15 protein-coding genes are annotated in these 15,940 nt (G+C 51.7%); 9 read left to right on the top strand and 6 right to left on the bottom strand.

The window, feature by feature from the left end; translation table 11 throughout:
* Positions 1 to 68: 68 nt before the first annotated feature.
* From HC248_RS11840 to HC248_RS11830, 3 genes are read right to left on the bottom strand one after another with little or no spacing between them, the layout of a single operon-like run.
* Complete coding sequence (locus tag HC248_RS11840; protein ID WP_168922655.1) at positions 69 to 806, bottom strand: fimbrial biogenesis chaperone; 738 nt, start codon at positions 804 to 806, stop codon at positions 69 to 71.
* On the bottom strand, positions 806 to 1,216 hold the full coding sequence (locus HC248_RS11835; protein WP_168922654.1) for a hypothetical protein: 411 nt from the start codon (positions 1,214 to 1,216) through the stop codon (positions 806 to 808). Before HC248_RS11835 ends, HC248_RS11840 begins: the two co-directional genes overlap by 1 nt.
* 38 nt (positions 1,217 to 1,254) lie before the next feature.
* On the bottom strand, positions 1,255 to 1,770 hold the full coding sequence (locus HC248_RS11830) for a Csu type fimbrial protein (protein WP_168922653.1): 516 nt from the start codon (positions 1,768 to 1,770) through the stop codon (positions 1,255 to 1,257).
* Between the two features lie 535 nt (positions 1,771 to 2,305).
* Between HC248_RS11830 and dusA the strand changes: the two genes are divergently transcribed.
* Positions 2,306 to 3,328, top strand: a complete 1,023-nt coding sequence (gene dusA, locus HC248_RS11825) for a tRNA dihydrouridine(20/20a) synthase DusA (RefSeq protein WP_168922652.1) — start codon at positions 2,306 to 2,308, stop codon at positions 3,326 to 3,328.
* Between the two features lie 100 nt (positions 3,329 to 3,428).
* On the opposite strand, the gene HC248_RS11820 is transcribed toward dusA, so the two are convergent.
* Positions 3,429 to 4,064: a GntR family transcriptional regulator gene (locus tag HC248_RS11820; protein ID WP_168922651.1), complete on the bottom strand. Its 636-nt coding sequence runs from the start codon at positions 4,062 to 4,064 to the stop codon at positions 3,429 to 3,431.
* Positions 4,065 to 4,317: 253 nt separating this feature from the next.
* On the opposite strand from HC248_RS11820, the gene scpA reads away from it, so the two are divergent.
* The 8 genes from scpA to cuyA all read left to right on the top strand — a co-directional run bounded on the left by scpA (position 4,318) and on the right by cuyA (position 13,447).
* Positions 4,318 to 6,498 (top strand): methylmalonyl-CoA mutase, encoded by a 2,181-nt coding sequence (gene scpA / locus HC248_RS11815; protein ID WP_168922650.1) that lies wholly within the window; start codon positions 4,318 to 4,320, stop codon positions 6,496 to 6,498.
* Between the two features lie 46 nt (positions 6,499 to 6,544).
* Positions 6,545 to 7,570, top strand: a complete 1,026-nt coding sequence (gene meaB, locus HC248_RS11810) for a methylmalonyl Co-A mutase-associated GTPase MeaB (protein ID WP_168922649.1) — start codon at positions 6,545 to 6,547, stop codon at positions 7,568 to 7,570.
* Positions 7,571 to 7,612: 42 nt separating this feature from the next.
* The gene (locus HC248_RS11805) at positions 7,613 to 9,145 is read left to right on the top strand and encodes an acyl-CoA carboxylase subunit beta (RefSeq protein ID WP_168922648.1); all 1,533 of its coding nucleotides are present in this window, start codon (positions 7,613 to 7,615) and stop codon (positions 9,143 to 9,145) included.
* Positions 9,146 to 9,231: 86 nt separating this feature from the next.
* The gene (locus HC248_RS11800) at positions 9,232 to 11,280 is read left to right on the top strand and encodes an acetyl-CoA carboxylase biotin carboxylase subunit (RefSeq protein WP_168922647.1); all 2,049 of its coding nucleotides are present in this window, start codon (positions 9,232 to 9,234) and stop codon (positions 11,278 to 11,280) included.
* A gap of 14 nt (positions 11,281 to 11,294) precedes the next feature.
* Positions 11,295 to 11,573: a cupin domain-containing protein gene (locus HC248_RS11795; protein WP_168922646.1), complete on the top strand. Its 279-nt coding sequence runs from the start codon at positions 11,295 to 11,297 to the stop codon at positions 11,571 to 11,573.
* Positions 11,570 to 12,058 carry a VOC family protein gene (locus HC248_RS11790; RefSeq protein WP_168922645.1) on the top strand — a complete coding sequence of 163 codons (489 nt, stop codon included), beginning with the start codon at positions 11,570 to 11,572 and terminating at the stop codon, positions 12,056 to 12,058. Before HC248_RS11795 ends, HC248_RS11790 begins: the two co-directional genes overlap by 4 nt.
* 158 nt (positions 12,059 to 12,216) lie before the next feature.
* Positions 12,217 to 12,366, top strand: coding sequence for a hypothetical protein (locus tag HC248_RS11785; protein ID WP_168922644.1), 150 nt, complete (start codon positions 12,217 to 12,219; stop codon positions 12,364 to 12,366).
* A gap of 43 nt (positions 12,367 to 12,409) precedes the next feature.
* Positions 12,410 to 13,447: a D-cysteate sulfo-lyase gene (gene cuyA, locus HC248_RS11780; protein ID WP_168922643.1), complete on the top strand. Its 1,038-nt coding sequence runs from the start codon at positions 12,410 to 12,412 to the stop codon at positions 13,445 to 13,447.
* A gap of 65 nt (positions 13,448 to 13,512) precedes the next feature.
* Here cuyA and HC248_RS11775 read toward each other — a convergent pair whose 3' ends face one another.
* The gene (locus HC248_RS11775; RefSeq protein ID WP_168922642.1) at positions 13,513 to 14,118 is read right to left on the bottom strand and encodes an RnfABCDGE type electron transport complex subunit B; all 606 of its coding nucleotides are present in this window, start codon (positions 14,116 to 14,118) and stop codon (positions 13,513 to 13,515) included.
* 121 nt (positions 14,119 to 14,239) lie between these two features.
* Positions 14,240 to 15,868, bottom strand: a complete 1,629-nt coding sequence (locus tag HC248_RS11770) for a polyhydroxyalkanoate depolymerase (RefSeq protein ID WP_168922641.1) — start codon at positions 15,866 to 15,868, stop codon at positions 14,240 to 14,242.
* Positions 15,869 to 15,940 lie beyond the last annotated feature (72 nt).

Below are 15,940 nucleotides of genomic sequence, written 5' to 3'. Positions count from 1 at the left end.
GTTACTGCACACGCCAACACAGTCGCTATTGTTAGGAGTACGGTAGTTATTTTTGACATCTGAAACGATCACGGCAACGTGACATTCGTGGTCAACTTTTTACCGTCGTCGAACGTAACGACTAGTTCAGCTGGGCCTGCTGAAAAAGATTTTTCACTTTTAAGCGCAAAACTCTTGCTAGAGCCCGGCAACACATAACTGCCGCCTTCAAACTTGGCTAAGGATTGCTCGCCGCGCAGCAATACCGCTTCACGTATTTGGGTGTAAGCCGTTCCGGTGTTGCTGCAAAGTACATCCAAAACTGAACTTTTAACACTGACGGTACTGCAGGCCATTTGGTATTTCGCAATGGGTGGCGTGATAAAAACCGGCAGGCTAAAAGCCAGCACTAAGGGCACTTGAATACCGTTGCTAGGCAAAGCTTCTGGTACTTCGCGAATGATTAAGCGGTAAGTCAGTTGTCGGCTAGCGTCTGCCGGATTTAGCCGGGCAAGTCTCACCACTTGGCGCGCCTTAGGTAGCAGCTTAATGATGGGCGGCGATAAAATTAAATCTTCCGTGAGTACCAGCTCGTCGGTGCCATCGGGCTTTTGAGTCCAAGTATTGATGTCGGCCTGCAAGGCCACCGCAGTATCGCCTTCGTTAGTCAGCGTTATCGCAATAGCGCGGTCTTTTGGCAGCATGTATAGCCGCACAGGAGAGACAGAAAAAACGCCCGCGTTAGACGCTGTCCAAGACATGAGCAGTGTTAGTAAAACCGCGCAATTTAAAAGATGTAGGCGCACATGCTGCAAAAAATTTGACATCAAAAAGTTACCATCATTTCAATCGGGGGAGCAAATTCGCCTCTGGCAGAGTTAGCGATGTGAAGTGCTCTCTGCGTGCCGAGTTGTCCTAAAAAACTACTCGCTTGCGTTTGTGTTTGCGCTAGGTAAGTCGCACGGCTAGTTGCTTCTGTACCTGAAGTTGCTAGTAATTGGTCACTTCTAGAGGGACTGTTATCTCCCTGCTCAAGGTTCCCAATTTGCGCAATATTGACAAAAACATTGCCCGAGCAGCGAACATTAACTTCTGCACTGCCAACGAATAACGCGCTGCTGCTGATGCAAGTGTTGTTTAGCGTGACCTGGACCTCTAATAGATTACTCGCACTGCCAGCCAAGCAGCTAGCAGTCGCCAGCGTTAAAGCGAAACCTAGCAAAAGCTTGGGGCGCATAGTGATCGACGTTTCTATCTTTGTCAGGTATTAAGACTTCAAAAAGTCAGAGTCAGTGTGCGAGTTTGCGTGGCGGCTACAGTTGCTGTGGAGCTAAGGCCCGCCTGACCAGACACCATGTTTCCAGATATCGTGTATGACTTAATGTCAGCGCCCGAACCTGCAGTTGTAGTGGCGGCAGAACCCGTAGTGCTCACAACTCCTGCCATTGTCAATGTGTAACGCAAGCCTGCAATCACGCCCGTGCCAGTAGTTGTTAATCCGGCTGCTGCCGCAATTGCAAGTGGAGCAGTCGTGTCAAGCACTACGGAAGAAGGGACAAAGCCTTGTGTGCACTTAAAGCTGATGGCGGCTGTTGGCGTTGAGGTAGAAGCACTGCCAAATGCTGTGTAGGTTCCAAAATTTAGCGTGTTGGTAGTGGAGTCAATGATGCAGGTAGAGGTCAGATTGACCAATACGTTAAAGCTGTTGCCAACTGTGGCGGCTTGTAACGGCGTGTTTAAAAAAATGGTTGCAGTCAAAAGACCCAACGTGCTGTTAATAACTTTTTTCATGATGAATCTCCTGTTAAATATAAAAAATAAACCGACCGAAACTGCTGATTAATTACGACTACTTTAAATGTAAGTATTTGTTATTTTTTGCTTATTTTTGGTGACTTTACTCCAATAAAAAGATTTTTTTACAAAATATTTCTATTTATTTTGATCTTTATCGTTTTGTTTTTAATGGGGAAAAAATTGAAAGCTTTTTGAACGTTTTGGAGCGATAAAACGTTGCTTATTTATCTGGTTTGGTTTTACACAACAGCTAAATCGCGGCATGAGAAATGACGCATGAAAACACTAGGCTTTGCTGATATCCGGTGCGATCAAGCTAATGCGTATCGCGCAGTCTGCATCAGCTTTTAAACCTTTTTGCCGCTTATCTCTGGGCTAGTCATACCGTGATTTGGCGCTCGTGCTGTAATCTCAAATTGCTTGTATTTTTGCGTGGTGTGAAATTCATGCCGCTTTTAATACAACGACTATTGAAAAATCAGAGATTAAAAGTCTCAATATCAATGTGAATGAATAGTTTCAACAAGTTATGCCAGCGCTAAAAGAAAATACCGTGAATTCAAATCCCTGGCGCTTATCGGTTGCGCCCATGATGGATTGGAGTGATAAACACTGCCGCTACTTCCACCGTCTGCTCAGCCGTCATGCGCTGCTCTATACCGAGATGGTCACCACTGGCGCTTTAATCCATGGCGATGTGGCGCGCCATTTGGACTTTAATGCTGAGGAACATCCGCTGGCTTTGCAATTAGGCGGCAGCGAGTCGGCTGATCTGGCGCGCTGCGCTGTGCTCGGTCAGCAATGGGGCTATGAGGAAATCAACCTGAACTGTGGCTGCCCGAGTGAGCGTGTGCAGCGCGGCGCTTTTGGTGCTTGCTTGATGGCCGAACCTGATCTGGTGGCCGATGGCGTCAAAGCCATGCTCGACGTAGTGGATATTCCTGTGACGGTTAAGCACCGTATTGGCATAGATAAAAACGAGAGTTATGCGTTTGTGCGCGACTTTGTGGGCACGGTTAATCGCGCTGGCTGTGAAGTCTTCATAGTCCATGCGCGCAATGCATGGCTCAAAGGTTTGAGTCCCAAAGAAAACCGCGAAGTACCACCGCTGCGCTATGAATTGGTGCACCAGCTCAAGCGTGATTTTCCGAATATCACTATCGCGGTTAATGGTGGCTTGACGACGACATCTCAAGTGCATGAGCAACTGCAACAAGTCGATGGCGTGATGATTGGCCGTGAGGCTTATCACCAGCCTTTTTGGTTAGCCTCTTGGGACCATGAATTTTTTGGCGCGGCAGAAAATGATTTGACCCGTGAGTCTATAGAACAGCAAATGGTGCTTTATATGCAGCGTGAAGCCTTGCTGCACGGAACGCCTTGGAGCAGTATTGCGCGCCATATGCTGGGCCTGCGTCATGGCTTAGCGGGCTCGCGGCGCTGGCGTCAGGTCTGGAGTGATCACAAGCTCAAGGGATTACCTGCGTCTGAGGTCATGGCTTTAGCGCATGCGCTGCCAGCGACTGAAGATTCTTTGGCTGACGTTGCTTAGCGGAGGGTGAGTTTTGCGCAGAGCCTAAGGCTCTGATTGCATTGGGCTTTGAAGCGGCTACCTAGCGGTACCCATGCACCGCAGCATTAGCCTTGCGTGTTTAGCTCGCCGCCTTGAATCCGTTTTTAAAATGTTCCTGCATGCGCTGCGCGGCCTTGCTGGGATTACGCGCTTTGAGCGCTTCTAGCAAAGCTCGGTGCTCTGTTAAGGATTCTTCAATCCGTCCACTTTTAAGCAGCGAGTTATGCCGCTGCAGCTTCATGACTTTGCGCAAATCATTGACGATTTGCTCGCGCCAGCGGTTGCCCGCAATCACCAACAGACGGGCATGAAACTGCACGTTGGCCAGTAAAAAATCTTCTCTACAGTGAGCCGCCGCTTCAAGCTGGCGGTGCAGCTCTGTGAGTTCAATCAATTCAGTCTCGCTGGCATGGCTGGCTACGGCAGCGGCGGCATCGCTCTCTAGCAGGCTGAGCAGGTGATAGACCTCGCTCAAATCGGATTCGGACACCTCGGTCACATAAGCGCCGCGTCTGAGCTTCATGGTGATCAAACCCTCGGTGGCCAAGACTTTCAGGGCTTCGCGCAGCGGAGTTCGGCTAATGCCGTAGGACTCGGCCAGTTTTAACTCGTCAATCCAACTGCCAGGTTCTAGCTCACGGCTAAAGATGCGCTGGCGCAAGCGTTCGGCGACTTCTTCGTACAACGCTTTAGGGGTCAGGGACAGGGCGGACATGTATTGCTTTTAAAGGTTCTGCGATGACAGCGTTATGGCTAGCTATTGGCGGCGATCTTACATGAAACTTAATTTTGAATTCATAATTATAAATAATGTAAACTCCGGCTCATGTTATTGCAATCCATTTTCCAAGCCCGCCGCTAGCTTGCCGAGCTTGCTGCAGAATGGGCAATGAACCAGAGTTGCTGCGGCTGACTGAGTCCCGCAACTCGCGTTTAAACATGCACAACGAATAAAGCGGTCCACTGTCATGCGCCCTATAGATCAAGATTTAACGCCAGAATTTCCCGCCCAAAGCCTTGACGACTGGGCCAGACTGGCTGCCAAGTCAGCACCCGGCGGCGACATCAATGCCTTGAACTGGCAAACGCCAGACGGCATTACCGTCAAGCCTTTGTATACCGCTGAAGACATCAAAGACTTGCCCCACACCAACACCTTGCCGGGCTTAGCACCTTTTATTCGCGGCCCGCAGGCAACCATGTATGCCGTGCGGCCGTGGACGATTCGTCAGTACGCGGGGTTTTCAACCGCCGAGGAATCGAATGCGTTTTACCGCAAGGCTTTGGCCGCTGGCGGGCAGGGCGTTTCAGTGGCCTTTGATTTGGCCACGCATCGAGGTTACGACAGCGATCATCCGCGCGTGACTGGTGACGTCGGCAAGGCCGGCGTAGCAATCGACAGCGTTGAAGACATGAAAATCTTGTTTGATCAAATCCCATTGGACAAAGTCAGCGTCTCCATGACCATGAATGGCGCTGTGCTGCCAGTTTTGGCTGGCTATGTAGTGGCCGCCGAAGAGCAGGGCGTGAGTCAGGCGCTGCTAAGCGGCACCATACAGAACGACATTCTTAAAGAGTTCATGGTTAGAAACACCTACATCTACCCGCCTGAACCGAGCATTCGCATCATTGGCGACATCATTGAATACACGGCGCAGCACATGCCTAAGTTCAACTCGATTTCAATTTCTGGCTATCACATGCAAGAAGCCGGTGCGAATCAAGCGTTGGAGTTGGCTTTCACGCTAGCTGACGGCAAGGAATACGTCAAAACCGCAATCGGCAAAGGCTTGGATGTAGACGCCTTTGCCGGACGCCTGAGTTTTTTCTGGGCGATTGGCATGAACTTTTATTTAGAAGTCGCCAAGATGCGCGCCGCGCGCCTGCTGTGGTGCCGCATCATGACCGGTTTTGAGGCTAAAAATCCCAAGAGCCTGATGCTGCGCACCCACTGCCAAACCAGCGGCTGGAGCCTGACGGAGCAAGATCCCTACAACAACATAGTACGCACCACCATAGAGGCCATGGCGGCTGTGTTTGGCGGCACGCAAAGTCTGCACACGAATAGCTTTGACGAAGCGATTGCGCTGCCGACCGAGTTCTCCTCACGGATTGCGCGTAACACCCAGCTCATCATTCAAGAAGAAAGCCACATCACCGCCGTTGTTGACCCTTGGGCTGGCAGCTACATGATGGAAAAATTAACCCAAGATATGGCTGATGCAGCCTGGGCGATTATTCAAGAAGTCGAAGCCATGGGCGGCATGACCAAAGCCGTGGACAGCGGTTGGGCCAAGCTCAAAATTGAAGCTGCAGCGGCCGAAAAACAAGCCCGTATTGACAGCGGTCGGGATGTGATTGTGGGCGTGAATAAATACAAACTCCAATCCGAAGACCCGATTGAAACCCGCGACATCGACAACGTTGCAGTGCGCGATTCACAAATTGCTAGACTTCACAGCATCAAAAATACCCGCGACAACGCAGCCGTTGCCAAAGCCCTTGCCGCCATCACGCTGGCCGCCGAAGAAAACACCGGCAATTTGCTCGACTTGTCGATTCAAGCGGTGCGCCTGCGAGCGACAGTGGGTGAGATCAGCGATGCGCTAGAAACAATCTATGGCCGGCACCGCGCGGACACGCAAAAAGTCAGCGGTGTTTATGCCGCTGCCTACGATTCAGCCGAAGGCTGGGAAACGTTAAAAAGCGAAATCAATATCTTTGCTGAAGCCGAAGGTCGGCGCCCACGCGTGATGATTTCAAAACTCGGCCAAGACGGTCACGATCGGGGTGCAAAAGTCGTCGCCACTGCGTTTGCCGATTTAGGCTTCGACGTGGACATGGGCCCGCTGTTCCAAACCCCAGAAGAATGCGCCCGCCAAGCGATTGAAAACGACGTGCATGCTGTCGGCGTTTCCACACTCGCTGCTGGCCACAAAACCTTGGTACCAGCGATTATTGCGGCGCTCAAGGCGCAGGGCGCAGAAGAAATTATTGTCTTTGTAGGCGGTGTGATTCCGCGCCGTGATTACGACATGCTTTATGAAGCCGGCGTCAAAGGTATTTACGGCCCGGGCACACCGATACCGGCTAGTGCCAAGGACGTACTGGAGCAGATACGACTCTCTTTAGCGACGGCCAGAGCGTGATCTTGAGAAGTTTTTCAGCACTGCTAATACGCACCGTTTGAAAATCATGCAGGGCCCATCTGAACTCTTTAATACGGTGGTCAACGGCACGCCGCTAGCTCAGCGGCGTGCGATTGCCAAGTCGATCACGCTGCTCGAATCGACTCGTACTGATCACCGCGCCCAAGGCGATGAACTACTTACCGCGCTGCTGCCGCATACCGGCAAGGCTTTTCGCTTAGGTATTAGCGGCGTGCCCGGGGTTGGTAAATCTACTTTCATTGAAGTGCTGGGGCTTTATTTAATTGCCCAAGGTCAGCGCGTTGCGGTGCTGACAATTGACCCTTCGTCTAGCGTTTCTGGCGGCTCAATTTTGGGTGACAAAACGCGTATGGAAATGCTCTCGGTCAATGAGCGCGCCTACATCCGCCCCAGCCCATCAAGCGGCACGCTGGGCGGGGTCGCCGAAAAAACCCGCGAAGCCATGCTGGTCTGCGAAGCTGCAGGCTACGACGTGGTGATTGTCGAGACGGTGGGCGTGGGCCAATCCGAAACCGCAGTCGCCAATATGAGCGACATGTTTGTGCTGATGCAACTGCCGAATGCGGGCGATGACTTGCAAGCGATTAAAAAAGGCGTGATGGAGCTAGCCGATTTAGTACTCGTTAACAAAGCCGATATAGACCCAGACGCTGCCATGCGAGCGCAAGCGCAAATTAGTTCAGCCATGCGTTTATTCGGCCTAGTTAACAACGCCATGGGCGCAGCGCAGGCCGAGAGTTACGACAAAAACTGGCATCCCCAAGTGATGCAGTTAAGCGCGCTTAAAAACAAAGGCGTGGATGATTTTTGGCATGCAGTTTCGCAGTTTCGCGCGCTGCAAACTGCCAACGGCGCGCTTGAAGCGCGGCGTAAAAAACAGTCGTTAGCGTGGATGTGGGAGCGAATAGACGCGGGCCTTAAGCAGTCTTTTCGCCAAGACCCAACCGTTAGTCGTTTGCTGCCAGAAGTGTTGGCGCAAGTAGCCAGTGGTCAGTTGCCAGCATCCACCGCCGCGCGTCAATTACTGGCTGCGCAAAGTCGCCAAACTTAGACTTCAGTCCTAAAAATTAGCCAAAACAAAAGAAAGTCCAGCATGCAAGACATACTCGAAAAGCTAGAAGAAAAACGCGCTGCAGCCCGCATGGGTGGTGGTCAAAAGCGTATAGACGCGCAGCATGGCAAGGGCAAACTCACAGCGCGCGAACGCTTAGAGCTGTTGCTTGATGAGGGTACTTTCGAAGAGTGGGACATGTTTGTCGAGCACCGCTGCACCGACTTTGGTATGGCTGAAAACAAGATTCCCGGCGACGGCGTAGTCACCGGTTACGGCATGATTAATGGGCGTTTAGTGTTTGTGTTTAGCCAAGACTTCACTGTCTTTGGCGGCGCACTGTCAGAGGCTCACGCCGAGAAAATTTGTAAAGTCATGGACCAAGCCATGAAAGTCGGCGCACCAGTCATTGGCCTGAACGATTCGGGCGGCGCACGTATTCAAGAAGGTGTTGCTTCACTCGGTGGTTATGCGGATGTGTTTCAGCGCAATGCCATGGCCAGCGGCGTGATTCCGCAAATTAGCATGATCATGGGCCCTAGCGCCGGTGGTGCGGTTTACTCGCCAGCCATGACCGACTTTATCTTCATGGTCAAAGACAGCTCTTACATGTTTGTGACCGGCCCAGAGGTGGTGAAAACCGTCACCCATGAAGAAGTCAGCGCCGAAGAATTAGGCGGCGCTATCACCCACACCACTAAAAGCGGTGTGGCGGATTTAGCCTTTGAAAATGATGTCGAGGCATTGGTGATGCTGCGCCGTCTCTACAACTACCTACCGCTTAACAACCGCGAAAAAGCCCCGGTGCGCCCTAGCGCAGACCCGGCCAATCGCATGGATTTAAGTCTGGATACGTTAGTGCCAGAAAGCGCGACCAAGCCTTACGACATGAAGGAGTTAATTCTTAAAACCGTGGATGACGGCGACTTTTTTGAAATTCAACCCGAGTATGCAAAAAACATAGTCATAGGCTTTGCCCGCATGGAGGGCCAGACGGTAGGCATAGTTGCCAATCAACCCTTGGTGCTGGCCGGTTGTTTGGACATTAAGAGCTCTGTCAAAGCGGCGCGATTCGTGCGCTTTTGTGATTGCTTCAATATTCCTGTGATCACTTTTGTTGACGTACCCGGCTTTATGCCCGGCACCAGCCAAGAATACGGCGGCATTATCAAACACGGCGCCAAACTGCTTTACGCCTATGCAGAATGCACGGTGCCAAAAATCACTGTGATCACACGCAAAGCGTATGGCGGTGCGTATGACGTGATGGCGTCCAAGCATTTGCGTGGCGATGTGAACTTTGCTTGGCCGAATGCCGAGATTGCGGTGATGGGCGCCAAGGGCGCAGTGGAAATTATTTTCCGCGAAGATAAAAATGATCCAGTCAAACTCGCGGCCCGCGAGGCCGAATACAAAGAGCGTTTTGCCAATCCTTTTGTGGCCGGTGCGCGCGGCTTTATCGACGACGTGATTTTGCCGCATGAAACCCGCAAGCGTATTTGCCGTTCGCTCAATATGCTGCGCGATAAAAAAATTGAAAACCCGTGGCGCAAGCATGGAAACATTCCGCTGTGATTTTGCTGTGATGGCTTGTAGGTCTCAACACGCAAGCTTTTTAATGTTTTCATGTATTGATGTATTTAGCTAAGGATTAAAAGTCTATGTTCACCAAAATTCTGATCGCCAACCGCGGCGAGATTGCCTGCCGCGTGATACTCACGGCGCGCAAAATGGGTATTAAGACAGTTGCTGTTTTCTCAGACGCAGACCGCGACGCACGCCATGTTGAGCTGGCCGATGAAGCCGTTAACATCGGCCCAGCCGCCAGCCGCGACAGCTATTTGCGGGCGGACAAAATCATTGCTGCGGCAAAACAAACCGGCGCCCAAGCGATTCATCCCGGCTATGGTTTTTTAAGTGAAAACGCCGGCTTTGCAAAGCTAGTTGAAGAAGAAGGCTTGGTCTTTATTGGTCCCAAGCATTATTCAATTGCCGCCATGGGCGACAAGATTGAATCGAAAAAACTCGCGGGTGCCGCAGGCGTTAATTGCATACCCGGCGTGAACGAGGCGATGGATTCACCCGAGCAAGCCGTAGCGGTCGCGCAAGGCATTGGCTACCCGGTGATGATTAAGGCCAGCGCTGGCGGTGGCGGCAAAGGTTTGCGCGTAGCCTTTAATGACAAAGAAGCTTTTGAAGGTTTTACCAGTTGCCGTAATGAAGCCAAAAACAGTTTTGGCGATGACCGTGTCTTCATCGAAAAATTTGTCGAAGAACCGCGTCATATTGAGATTCAATTAATCGGCGACAGCCAAGGCAATGTGCTCTACCTAAATGAGCGCGAATGCTCGATTCAGCGTCGTCACCAAAAAGTAATTGAAGAAGCGCCTTCGCCCTTCATCAGCGAAGCCACCCGCAAAGCCATGGGCGAGCAAGCGGTGGCTTTAGCGAAAGCGGTCAATTACCAAAGCGCTGGCACAGTGGAGTTTGTGGTTGGTAAAGACCAAAGCTTTTACTTTCTTGAGATGAACACCCGGCTGCAAGTAGAGCACCCAGTGACCGAAGCCATCACCGGTTTGGATTTGGTCGAGCTCATGATTCGTGTGGCTGCTGGTGAAAAATTGCCGTTCGCGCAAGCCGATGTACAGCGCAACGGTTGGGCCATGGAATGCCGCATCAATGCCGAAGATCCGTTTCGCAACTTCCTACCTTCGACCGGCAGGTTGGTGTTGTTTCAGCCGCCAGAACAAACTATGTTTGCATCTGACACTTCGCAGTTAATGGGTGTGCGTGTTGATACCGGTGTGCAAAATGGGGGTGAAATTCCCATGCATTACGACTCCATGATTGCCAAGCTCATCGTGCACGGTAAGAACCGCTTGGATGCGATTGCCAAAATGCGCGAAGCTCTGAATGGTTTTGTGATTCGCGGCATCTCTAGCAACATTCCTTTTCAGGCTGCGCTGTTGGCACATCCCAAATTTGTCGCTGGCGACTTTAACACCGGCTTTATCGCTGAGAACTATGCCAAAGGCTTTCGCGCAGAAGACGTGCAGCATGCCAACCCACAGTTTTTATTGGCACTTACTGCCTACGTTAACCACCGTTTGCTCAGCCGCGCTGCGGGCATTAGCGGTCAAATGCCCGGTCATGGTGTTTTGGTGCGCGAGGCCTTCGTCGTCGTGGCATTAGGTGCTGAAGGTAAAAACATCCATCAACCGGTGACCGTGCGCGATCTGCCTGATGCGGCTGGGCTTAGCGTGATAGAGATTGGAGAGAATAGTTTTGAGATCAGCAGCCATTGGCATTTGGGCGGCGCGCGCATTCGTGGCACGGTCAATTGCAAGCCGTTTACTGCGCAAGTTGAGCGCGGTGTGGATCGTAATCCGCTGGCGATTCGCATCTCGCATGACGGCACGCGTTTAGATGCCATGGTGCTCTCGCCACGCGCCGCGGCTTTGCATTTACTCATGCCGTTTAAAGCACCACCTGACATGAGTCGTTATGTGCTCTCGCCCATGCCAGGCCTGTTGGTTGAAGTTGCGGTGGTAGTCGGTCAAAAAGTGCAAGCCGGTGAGCGCATTGCGGTGATTGAAGCGATGAAAATGGAGAACGTGTTGTTTGCCATTGCTGACGGCGTGGTTGGCAAAGTGTTGGCGACCAAGGGCGAATCGCTCACGGTTGATCAACCAATTGTTGAGTTTGCTTAAAAGGAAAAATCCCTATGCTTAAAGAAGAATTTTTTGCCGGCCTTGAGGCTGATGACTTTGCCCCGGCCGTCAGCATTGAGCGTCCAGTCGGCTACGCGATGGGCGAGCATCAACACGATTTTGACGCCAGAGCGCTGATTATTGCTGGCCAAATTACGCTTCAAGTAGCGGGTATTGCCACTACTTATAGCGTCGGCGATGTCTTTCGCCTAGCCGCGGGAACGCCGCATCACGAGAGCGCCGGACCTGATGGTGTGACTTTTCTTTCGGGTCGCAGGACACAAGCCGTATGAACATCACAGCACGCCCTTTCAAAGTATTGGGCATACAACAAATTGCCATAGGTGCGCCGTCCAAAGACAAGCTGCGCCGCCTGTGGGTGGACATGCTGGGTTTAGAAGTCACCAGTCACTTTGTCAGTGAACGTGAAAACGTTGATGAAGATATTTGCACGATTGGCAGCGGCCCGTTCAAGGTCGAAGTCGATTTGATGCAGCCGATTGATGCGGACAAAAAACCAGCGGTTCACACGACGCCGCTCAACCATGTTGGACTGTGGATTGATGATTTGCCGGCAGCTGTGGATTGGCTTACTGCCCAGGGCGTGCGCTTTGCTCCCGGTGGTATTCGCAAAGGTGCGGCGGGTTTTGATATTTGTTTTCTGCATCCTAAAGCCAACGATGAGTTTGCGATTTCAGGCGAGGGCGTTTTGATAGAGATGGTGCAGGCACCTGCGGAAGTGATTAGTGCTTTCGGATTGATGGCTGCTGCGCATTGAAAATCGCGACCCATTAGTGAGCCATAAAATCTGATCGATGTTGGCCGTGAGCGGTCTATTCGACAGATGAGCAGGCTGCACGCTTGGCGCAATTTTCGGTACTTAGTGCACTGACCTGATGGTAGAAGGTGTATTGGCTGATGCCGTCAGGCCGCGCTGTGAGTCAAGCTCACTTGCGGCCAGATTGGGTCGATTACGACATCGCAGACGCGAGCAGGGGCAAGATTTTGACCAAGATGTCTTACGTGCAAAAACTCGGCAATGTTTATATTGGCTGTGGGGTCTATAAAAGCATAGTGGCGGCTTGATCGAGAGTCAAAAACGTGCCAGCAGTCAGGCACAATGATTGTTATGGATTTAAGCCGCTTCCCCCGTCGCCGTTATACCCAAGGCTTTACGCCATTGGAGTATTTACCTCATTTCACCCAGGCGCTACGCGCCACCTGCCCCGAGGGCTCAGGCCCGAACGTCTGGATTAAACGAGACGATATGCTAGGCCTTACGCCAGGCGGAAACAAAACCCGTAAGCTGGAATTTTTGGCCGCTGATGCGTTGGCTCAAGGCGCAGATACCCTTATTACCTGCGGCGCGCCGCAATCGAATCACTGCCGCGCCACCTTAAGCGCAGCTATCAAAGAAGGCATGAAATGCCGCTTCGTGATCGAAGAGCGCGTGCCCAATAGTTATAAAGAAGATGCCAGCGGGAATAATTTTTTATTTCGCTTAATGGGTGTCGAAGCCATTACCGTGGTGCCGGCTGGCAGCAATATGTTGGCCGCTATGGAACAGGTCGCTAGCGATCTGCTAGCACTCGGACGCAAGGGCTATATCGTGCCTGGCGGTGGTTCAAACGCCATTGGCGGTCTCGGCTATGTGGCTTGTGCGCAAGAACTACAGCAGCAATTTTTTGAGCAGGGCGTAAAGATCGACAAGATAGTTGTTGGCTCCGGCAGCTCAGGCACGCATGGTGGTTTGTTGGCGGGTTTCTTAGGTAACCACATTCACATTCCGCTGATTGGTATTGGTGTTAGTCGCGATCCAAAAGATCAAGATCCATTGGTGCATAAAGAAGCGCAGGCAGTCGTCGACCTGTTGGGCTTAAATATCCAAGTGCCGCGCGAGGCGGTGCTCACTTTTGGCGACTGGTGGCGGCCCAAGTATTCCGTGCCGAATCAGGCCATGGTTGAAGCGGTGCAGATGTTGGCTCGCACAGAAGCTATCTTGCTCGATCCGGTATACACCGGAAAAATCATGGCTGGCCTCATAGGCTTAGCTCGTCAAGGCTATCTTGGCCGGGATGAGAACGTACTGTTCATACACACCGGTGGTGCGCCTTCGCTGCATGCTTACGAGTCTGAAGTACTGGGTTTAACCGAGATGCCGGACTGATTGTGTTTATCGACACTGGTATTGATTTCAGTGTCGACTTTTGCTGGTGCTAATATTTTTATCTATTAGCTTTTTCTTTGCTGCCTAGCTCTGGCCAGTGCAGCGGCAATAACGGCGCGCTTGTCTAGGGCAGCTTCTTGAGACGGCTCTGTGATTGATGCGGGCTCACCGATGTCGATTGCACTTTTTTCAAGACGTTTGAGGTGTGATGCGTAACTATCCCGCGCCGTGTCGGCTTGCTGAGGTGACCAAGCGTGCCAGCCGCTGTCTAAACCTGTGATGTTTTCTAGGTTGATACAGTCCACTGGGCAAACCGGTAAGCACAGCTCGCAGCCGGTGCAACTGGCTTCTATCACCGTATGCATGAGTTTGTTCGCGCCTATGATGGCATCGACTGGACAGGCCTTGATGCATAGCGTGCAGCCAATACACCAGTCCTCGTCGATAAAAGCCATCATGCGTGGGCCTTCGTTACCGTTGGCTGGATTTAACGTTTTGATGGCTTTGCCGCTGATTGCACCAAGCCTTGCTACGCCCTGTGCTCCGCCAGGCGGGCACTGGTTGATATCGACCTCATCGCTCGCAATGGCATTGGCATAGCTGGCGCAATCTGGATAGCCGCAGCGGGCGCATTGTGTTTGCGGTAAGGCTGCAAGCAGCAGTTTGGCCATAACAGTCTGGCTGGCGGTCACAGAACTTTCACTTTAAAAAAGCATTCGTTTGAATCTAGGTTTTACGTTAATTTAACGTTGCTGACTGCCGCCGGGCAACCAAGGCCCGGCCTGACAAATTTTACTTGGTGCGTGTAGTTTTAGCCGGCGCAACTTTGGCGGTTTTGGCCGCTGCTGTTTTGCTTGAAGACTTGGGTGTCGCCGCTTTAGGTGGGCTCTTGTCAGCCAGGCGGGCTGGAGTTTCAGTCACCCACTTGGTCATGGGTTTGTAGGCCACTTCAGTAACTGCAGTGGCCGTGGTTTTTGCAACTGTGGCCGCTTTTGAGCGAGGCGCTTTACCCGTGCTTGGTGTGGTTTTTGTTGCGGGCTTTGCCGGCACAGATGAAACTGCATTGGCTGGTTTTTTACTTGCCGCAATGGCTGGTTTTGTTGACGCGGCTGTGGCTGCACCCGTTTCTTCAAACGCTAGTTTGACTGTATTTGGCAATTTATTGTTCGCTAGGATAAAGGCCTTAACCTCTGGATAGACTTGGTCGCGCCAGCGGCGACCGCTGAAAATACCGTAGTGGCCTGCACCTTCGACTTCAAAGAATTTTTTCTTCGTATCAGATACTCCGCTACACATGTCTAGTGCAACACGGGTCTGGCCGGCGCCAGAGATATCGTCGAGTTCGCCTTCAACAGCCATAACTGCAGTCGTCTTGATGTCGCCCGGGACTACGCGTTCAGGTTTTCCGTCCACTGACATCACATCCCATGTTCCCTTAACCAGCTTGTATTCTTGAAATACAGTTTTAATGGTTTCGAGGTAGTAGTCAGCGTCCATATCTAGAACGGCGTTGTATTCGTCGTAAAAGTTACGGTGCATATCTGCGTTGGTGTCATCGCCCTTCATCAAGTCTTTGAAGAAGTCGAAGTGGCTGTTGGCGTGGCGATCCGGGTTCATGGCGACAAAACCGGCGTGCTGTAAAAAGCCTGGATAAACGCGGCGTCCGGCACCGACAAAGTTGCTTGGCACACGGTAGATCACATTGTTTTCAAACCAATCGAAGCTCTTAGTCGTGGCTAAATTGTTCACCGACGTTGGCGATTTACGCGCATCGATTGGGCCGCCCATCATGGTCATGGATAGCGGCGTAGTCTCACCGCGTGAAGCCATTAAGGAGACCGCTGCAAACACCGGCACGGTTGGCTGGCAGACGCTAATCACATGGCAGTTGCCATAGGTGGCCTGCAGATGACGTATGAATTCTTGTATGTAGTTGACGTAGTCGTCGAGATGGAACTCACCTTCAGTCAGTGGCACTGTGCGTGCGTTTTTCCAGTCAGTGATATAGACCTTGTGGTCTTTGAGCATGGTTTTGACGGTGTCACGCAGCAGTGTTGCGTAGTGACCAGAAAGAGGGGCGACTATGAGTACTGCTGGTTGACCTTTGAGTTTGGTCAGTGTGGCTGTGTTGTCGGTAAAACGTTTAAAGCGGCGCAGTTCGCAAAACGGCTTATCGATTTCAACCCGCTCTTGAATCGCGATGCCAACACCATTGTCGTCAACGGTAGGGATATCAAAGGCTGGTTTTTCATAATCCTTGCCCAGGCGATACATCAGGCTGTAAGCGGCAGCCATGCGTTGGGCCAATGGTGTTTGTGCCATTGGCGATTGCGGATTACTGTAGAGCTTGGAGGCGGCCTGAGCAAAATCAACAAACGGTTCCATCAGCGTGCGTTGGGCTTCATAAACTTGATAGAGCATTTGACTGTCCTTTGACTTTTTTGGGTGAGTGAGTAATACGTGAACATATTATGCTGCATTGCAGCAAAATTG

This window comes from Polaromonas vacuolata (genome assembly GCF_012584515.1).
GTDB lineage: Bacteria > Pseudomonadota > Gammaproteobacteria > Burkholderiales > Burkholderiaceae_C > Polaromonas > Polaromonas vacuolata.
This window is presented reverse-complemented; position numbering and strand designations above follow the sequence as displayed.

Coding starts and splice junctions, on each gene's coding strand:
- HC248_RS11840 (WP_168922655.1), bottom strand. CDS start 806: ATGTCAAATTTTTTGCAGCATGTGCGCCTACATCTTTTAAATTGCGCG.
- HC248_RS11835 (WP_168922654.1), bottom strand. CDS start 1,216: ATGCGCCCCAAGCTTTTGCTAGGTTTCGCTTTAACGCTGGCGACTGCT.
- HC248_RS11830 (WP_168922653.1), bottom strand. CDS start 1,770: ATGAAAAAAGTTATTAACAGCACGTTGGGTCTTTTGACTGCAACCATT.
- dusA (WP_168922652.1), top strand. CDS start 2,306: ATGCCAGCGCTAAAAGAAAATACCGTGAATTCAAATCCCTGGCGCTTA.
- HC248_RS11820 (WP_168922651.1), bottom strand. CDS start 4,064: ATGTCCGCCCTGTCCCTGACCCCTAAAGCGTTGTACGAAGAAGTCGCC.
- scpA (WP_168922650.1), top strand. CDS start 4,318: ATGCGCCCTATAGATCAAGATTTAACGCCAGAATTTCCCGCCCAAAGC.
- meaB (WP_168922649.1), top strand. CDS start 6,545: ATGCAGGGCCCATCTGAACTCTTTAATACGGTGGTCAACGGCACGCCG.
- HC248_RS11805 (WP_168922648.1), top strand. CDS start 7,613: ATGCAAGACATACTCGAAAAGCTAGAAGAAAAACGCGCTGCAGCCCGC.
- HC248_RS11800 (WP_168922647.1), top strand. CDS start 9,232: ATGTTCACCAAAATTCTGATCGCCAACCGCGGCGAGATTGCCTGCCGC.
- HC248_RS11795 (WP_168922646.1), top strand. CDS start 11,295: ATGCTTAAAGAAGAATTTTTTGCCGGCCTTGAGGCTGATGACTTTGCC.
- HC248_RS11790 (WP_168922645.1), top strand. CDS start 11,570: ATGAACATCACAGCACGCCCTTTCAAAGTATTGGGCATACAACAAATT.
- cuyA (WP_168922643.1), top strand. CDS start 12,410: ATGGATTTAAGCCGCTTCCCCCGTCGCCGTTATACCCAAGGCTTTACG.
- HC248_RS11775 (WP_168922642.1), bottom strand. CDS start 14,118: ATGGCCAAACTGCTGCTTGCAGCCTTACCGCAAACACAATGCGCCCGC.
- HC248_RS11770 (WP_168922641.1), bottom strand. CDS start 15,868: ATGCTCTATCAAGTTTATGAAGCCCAACGCACGCTGATGGAACCGTTT.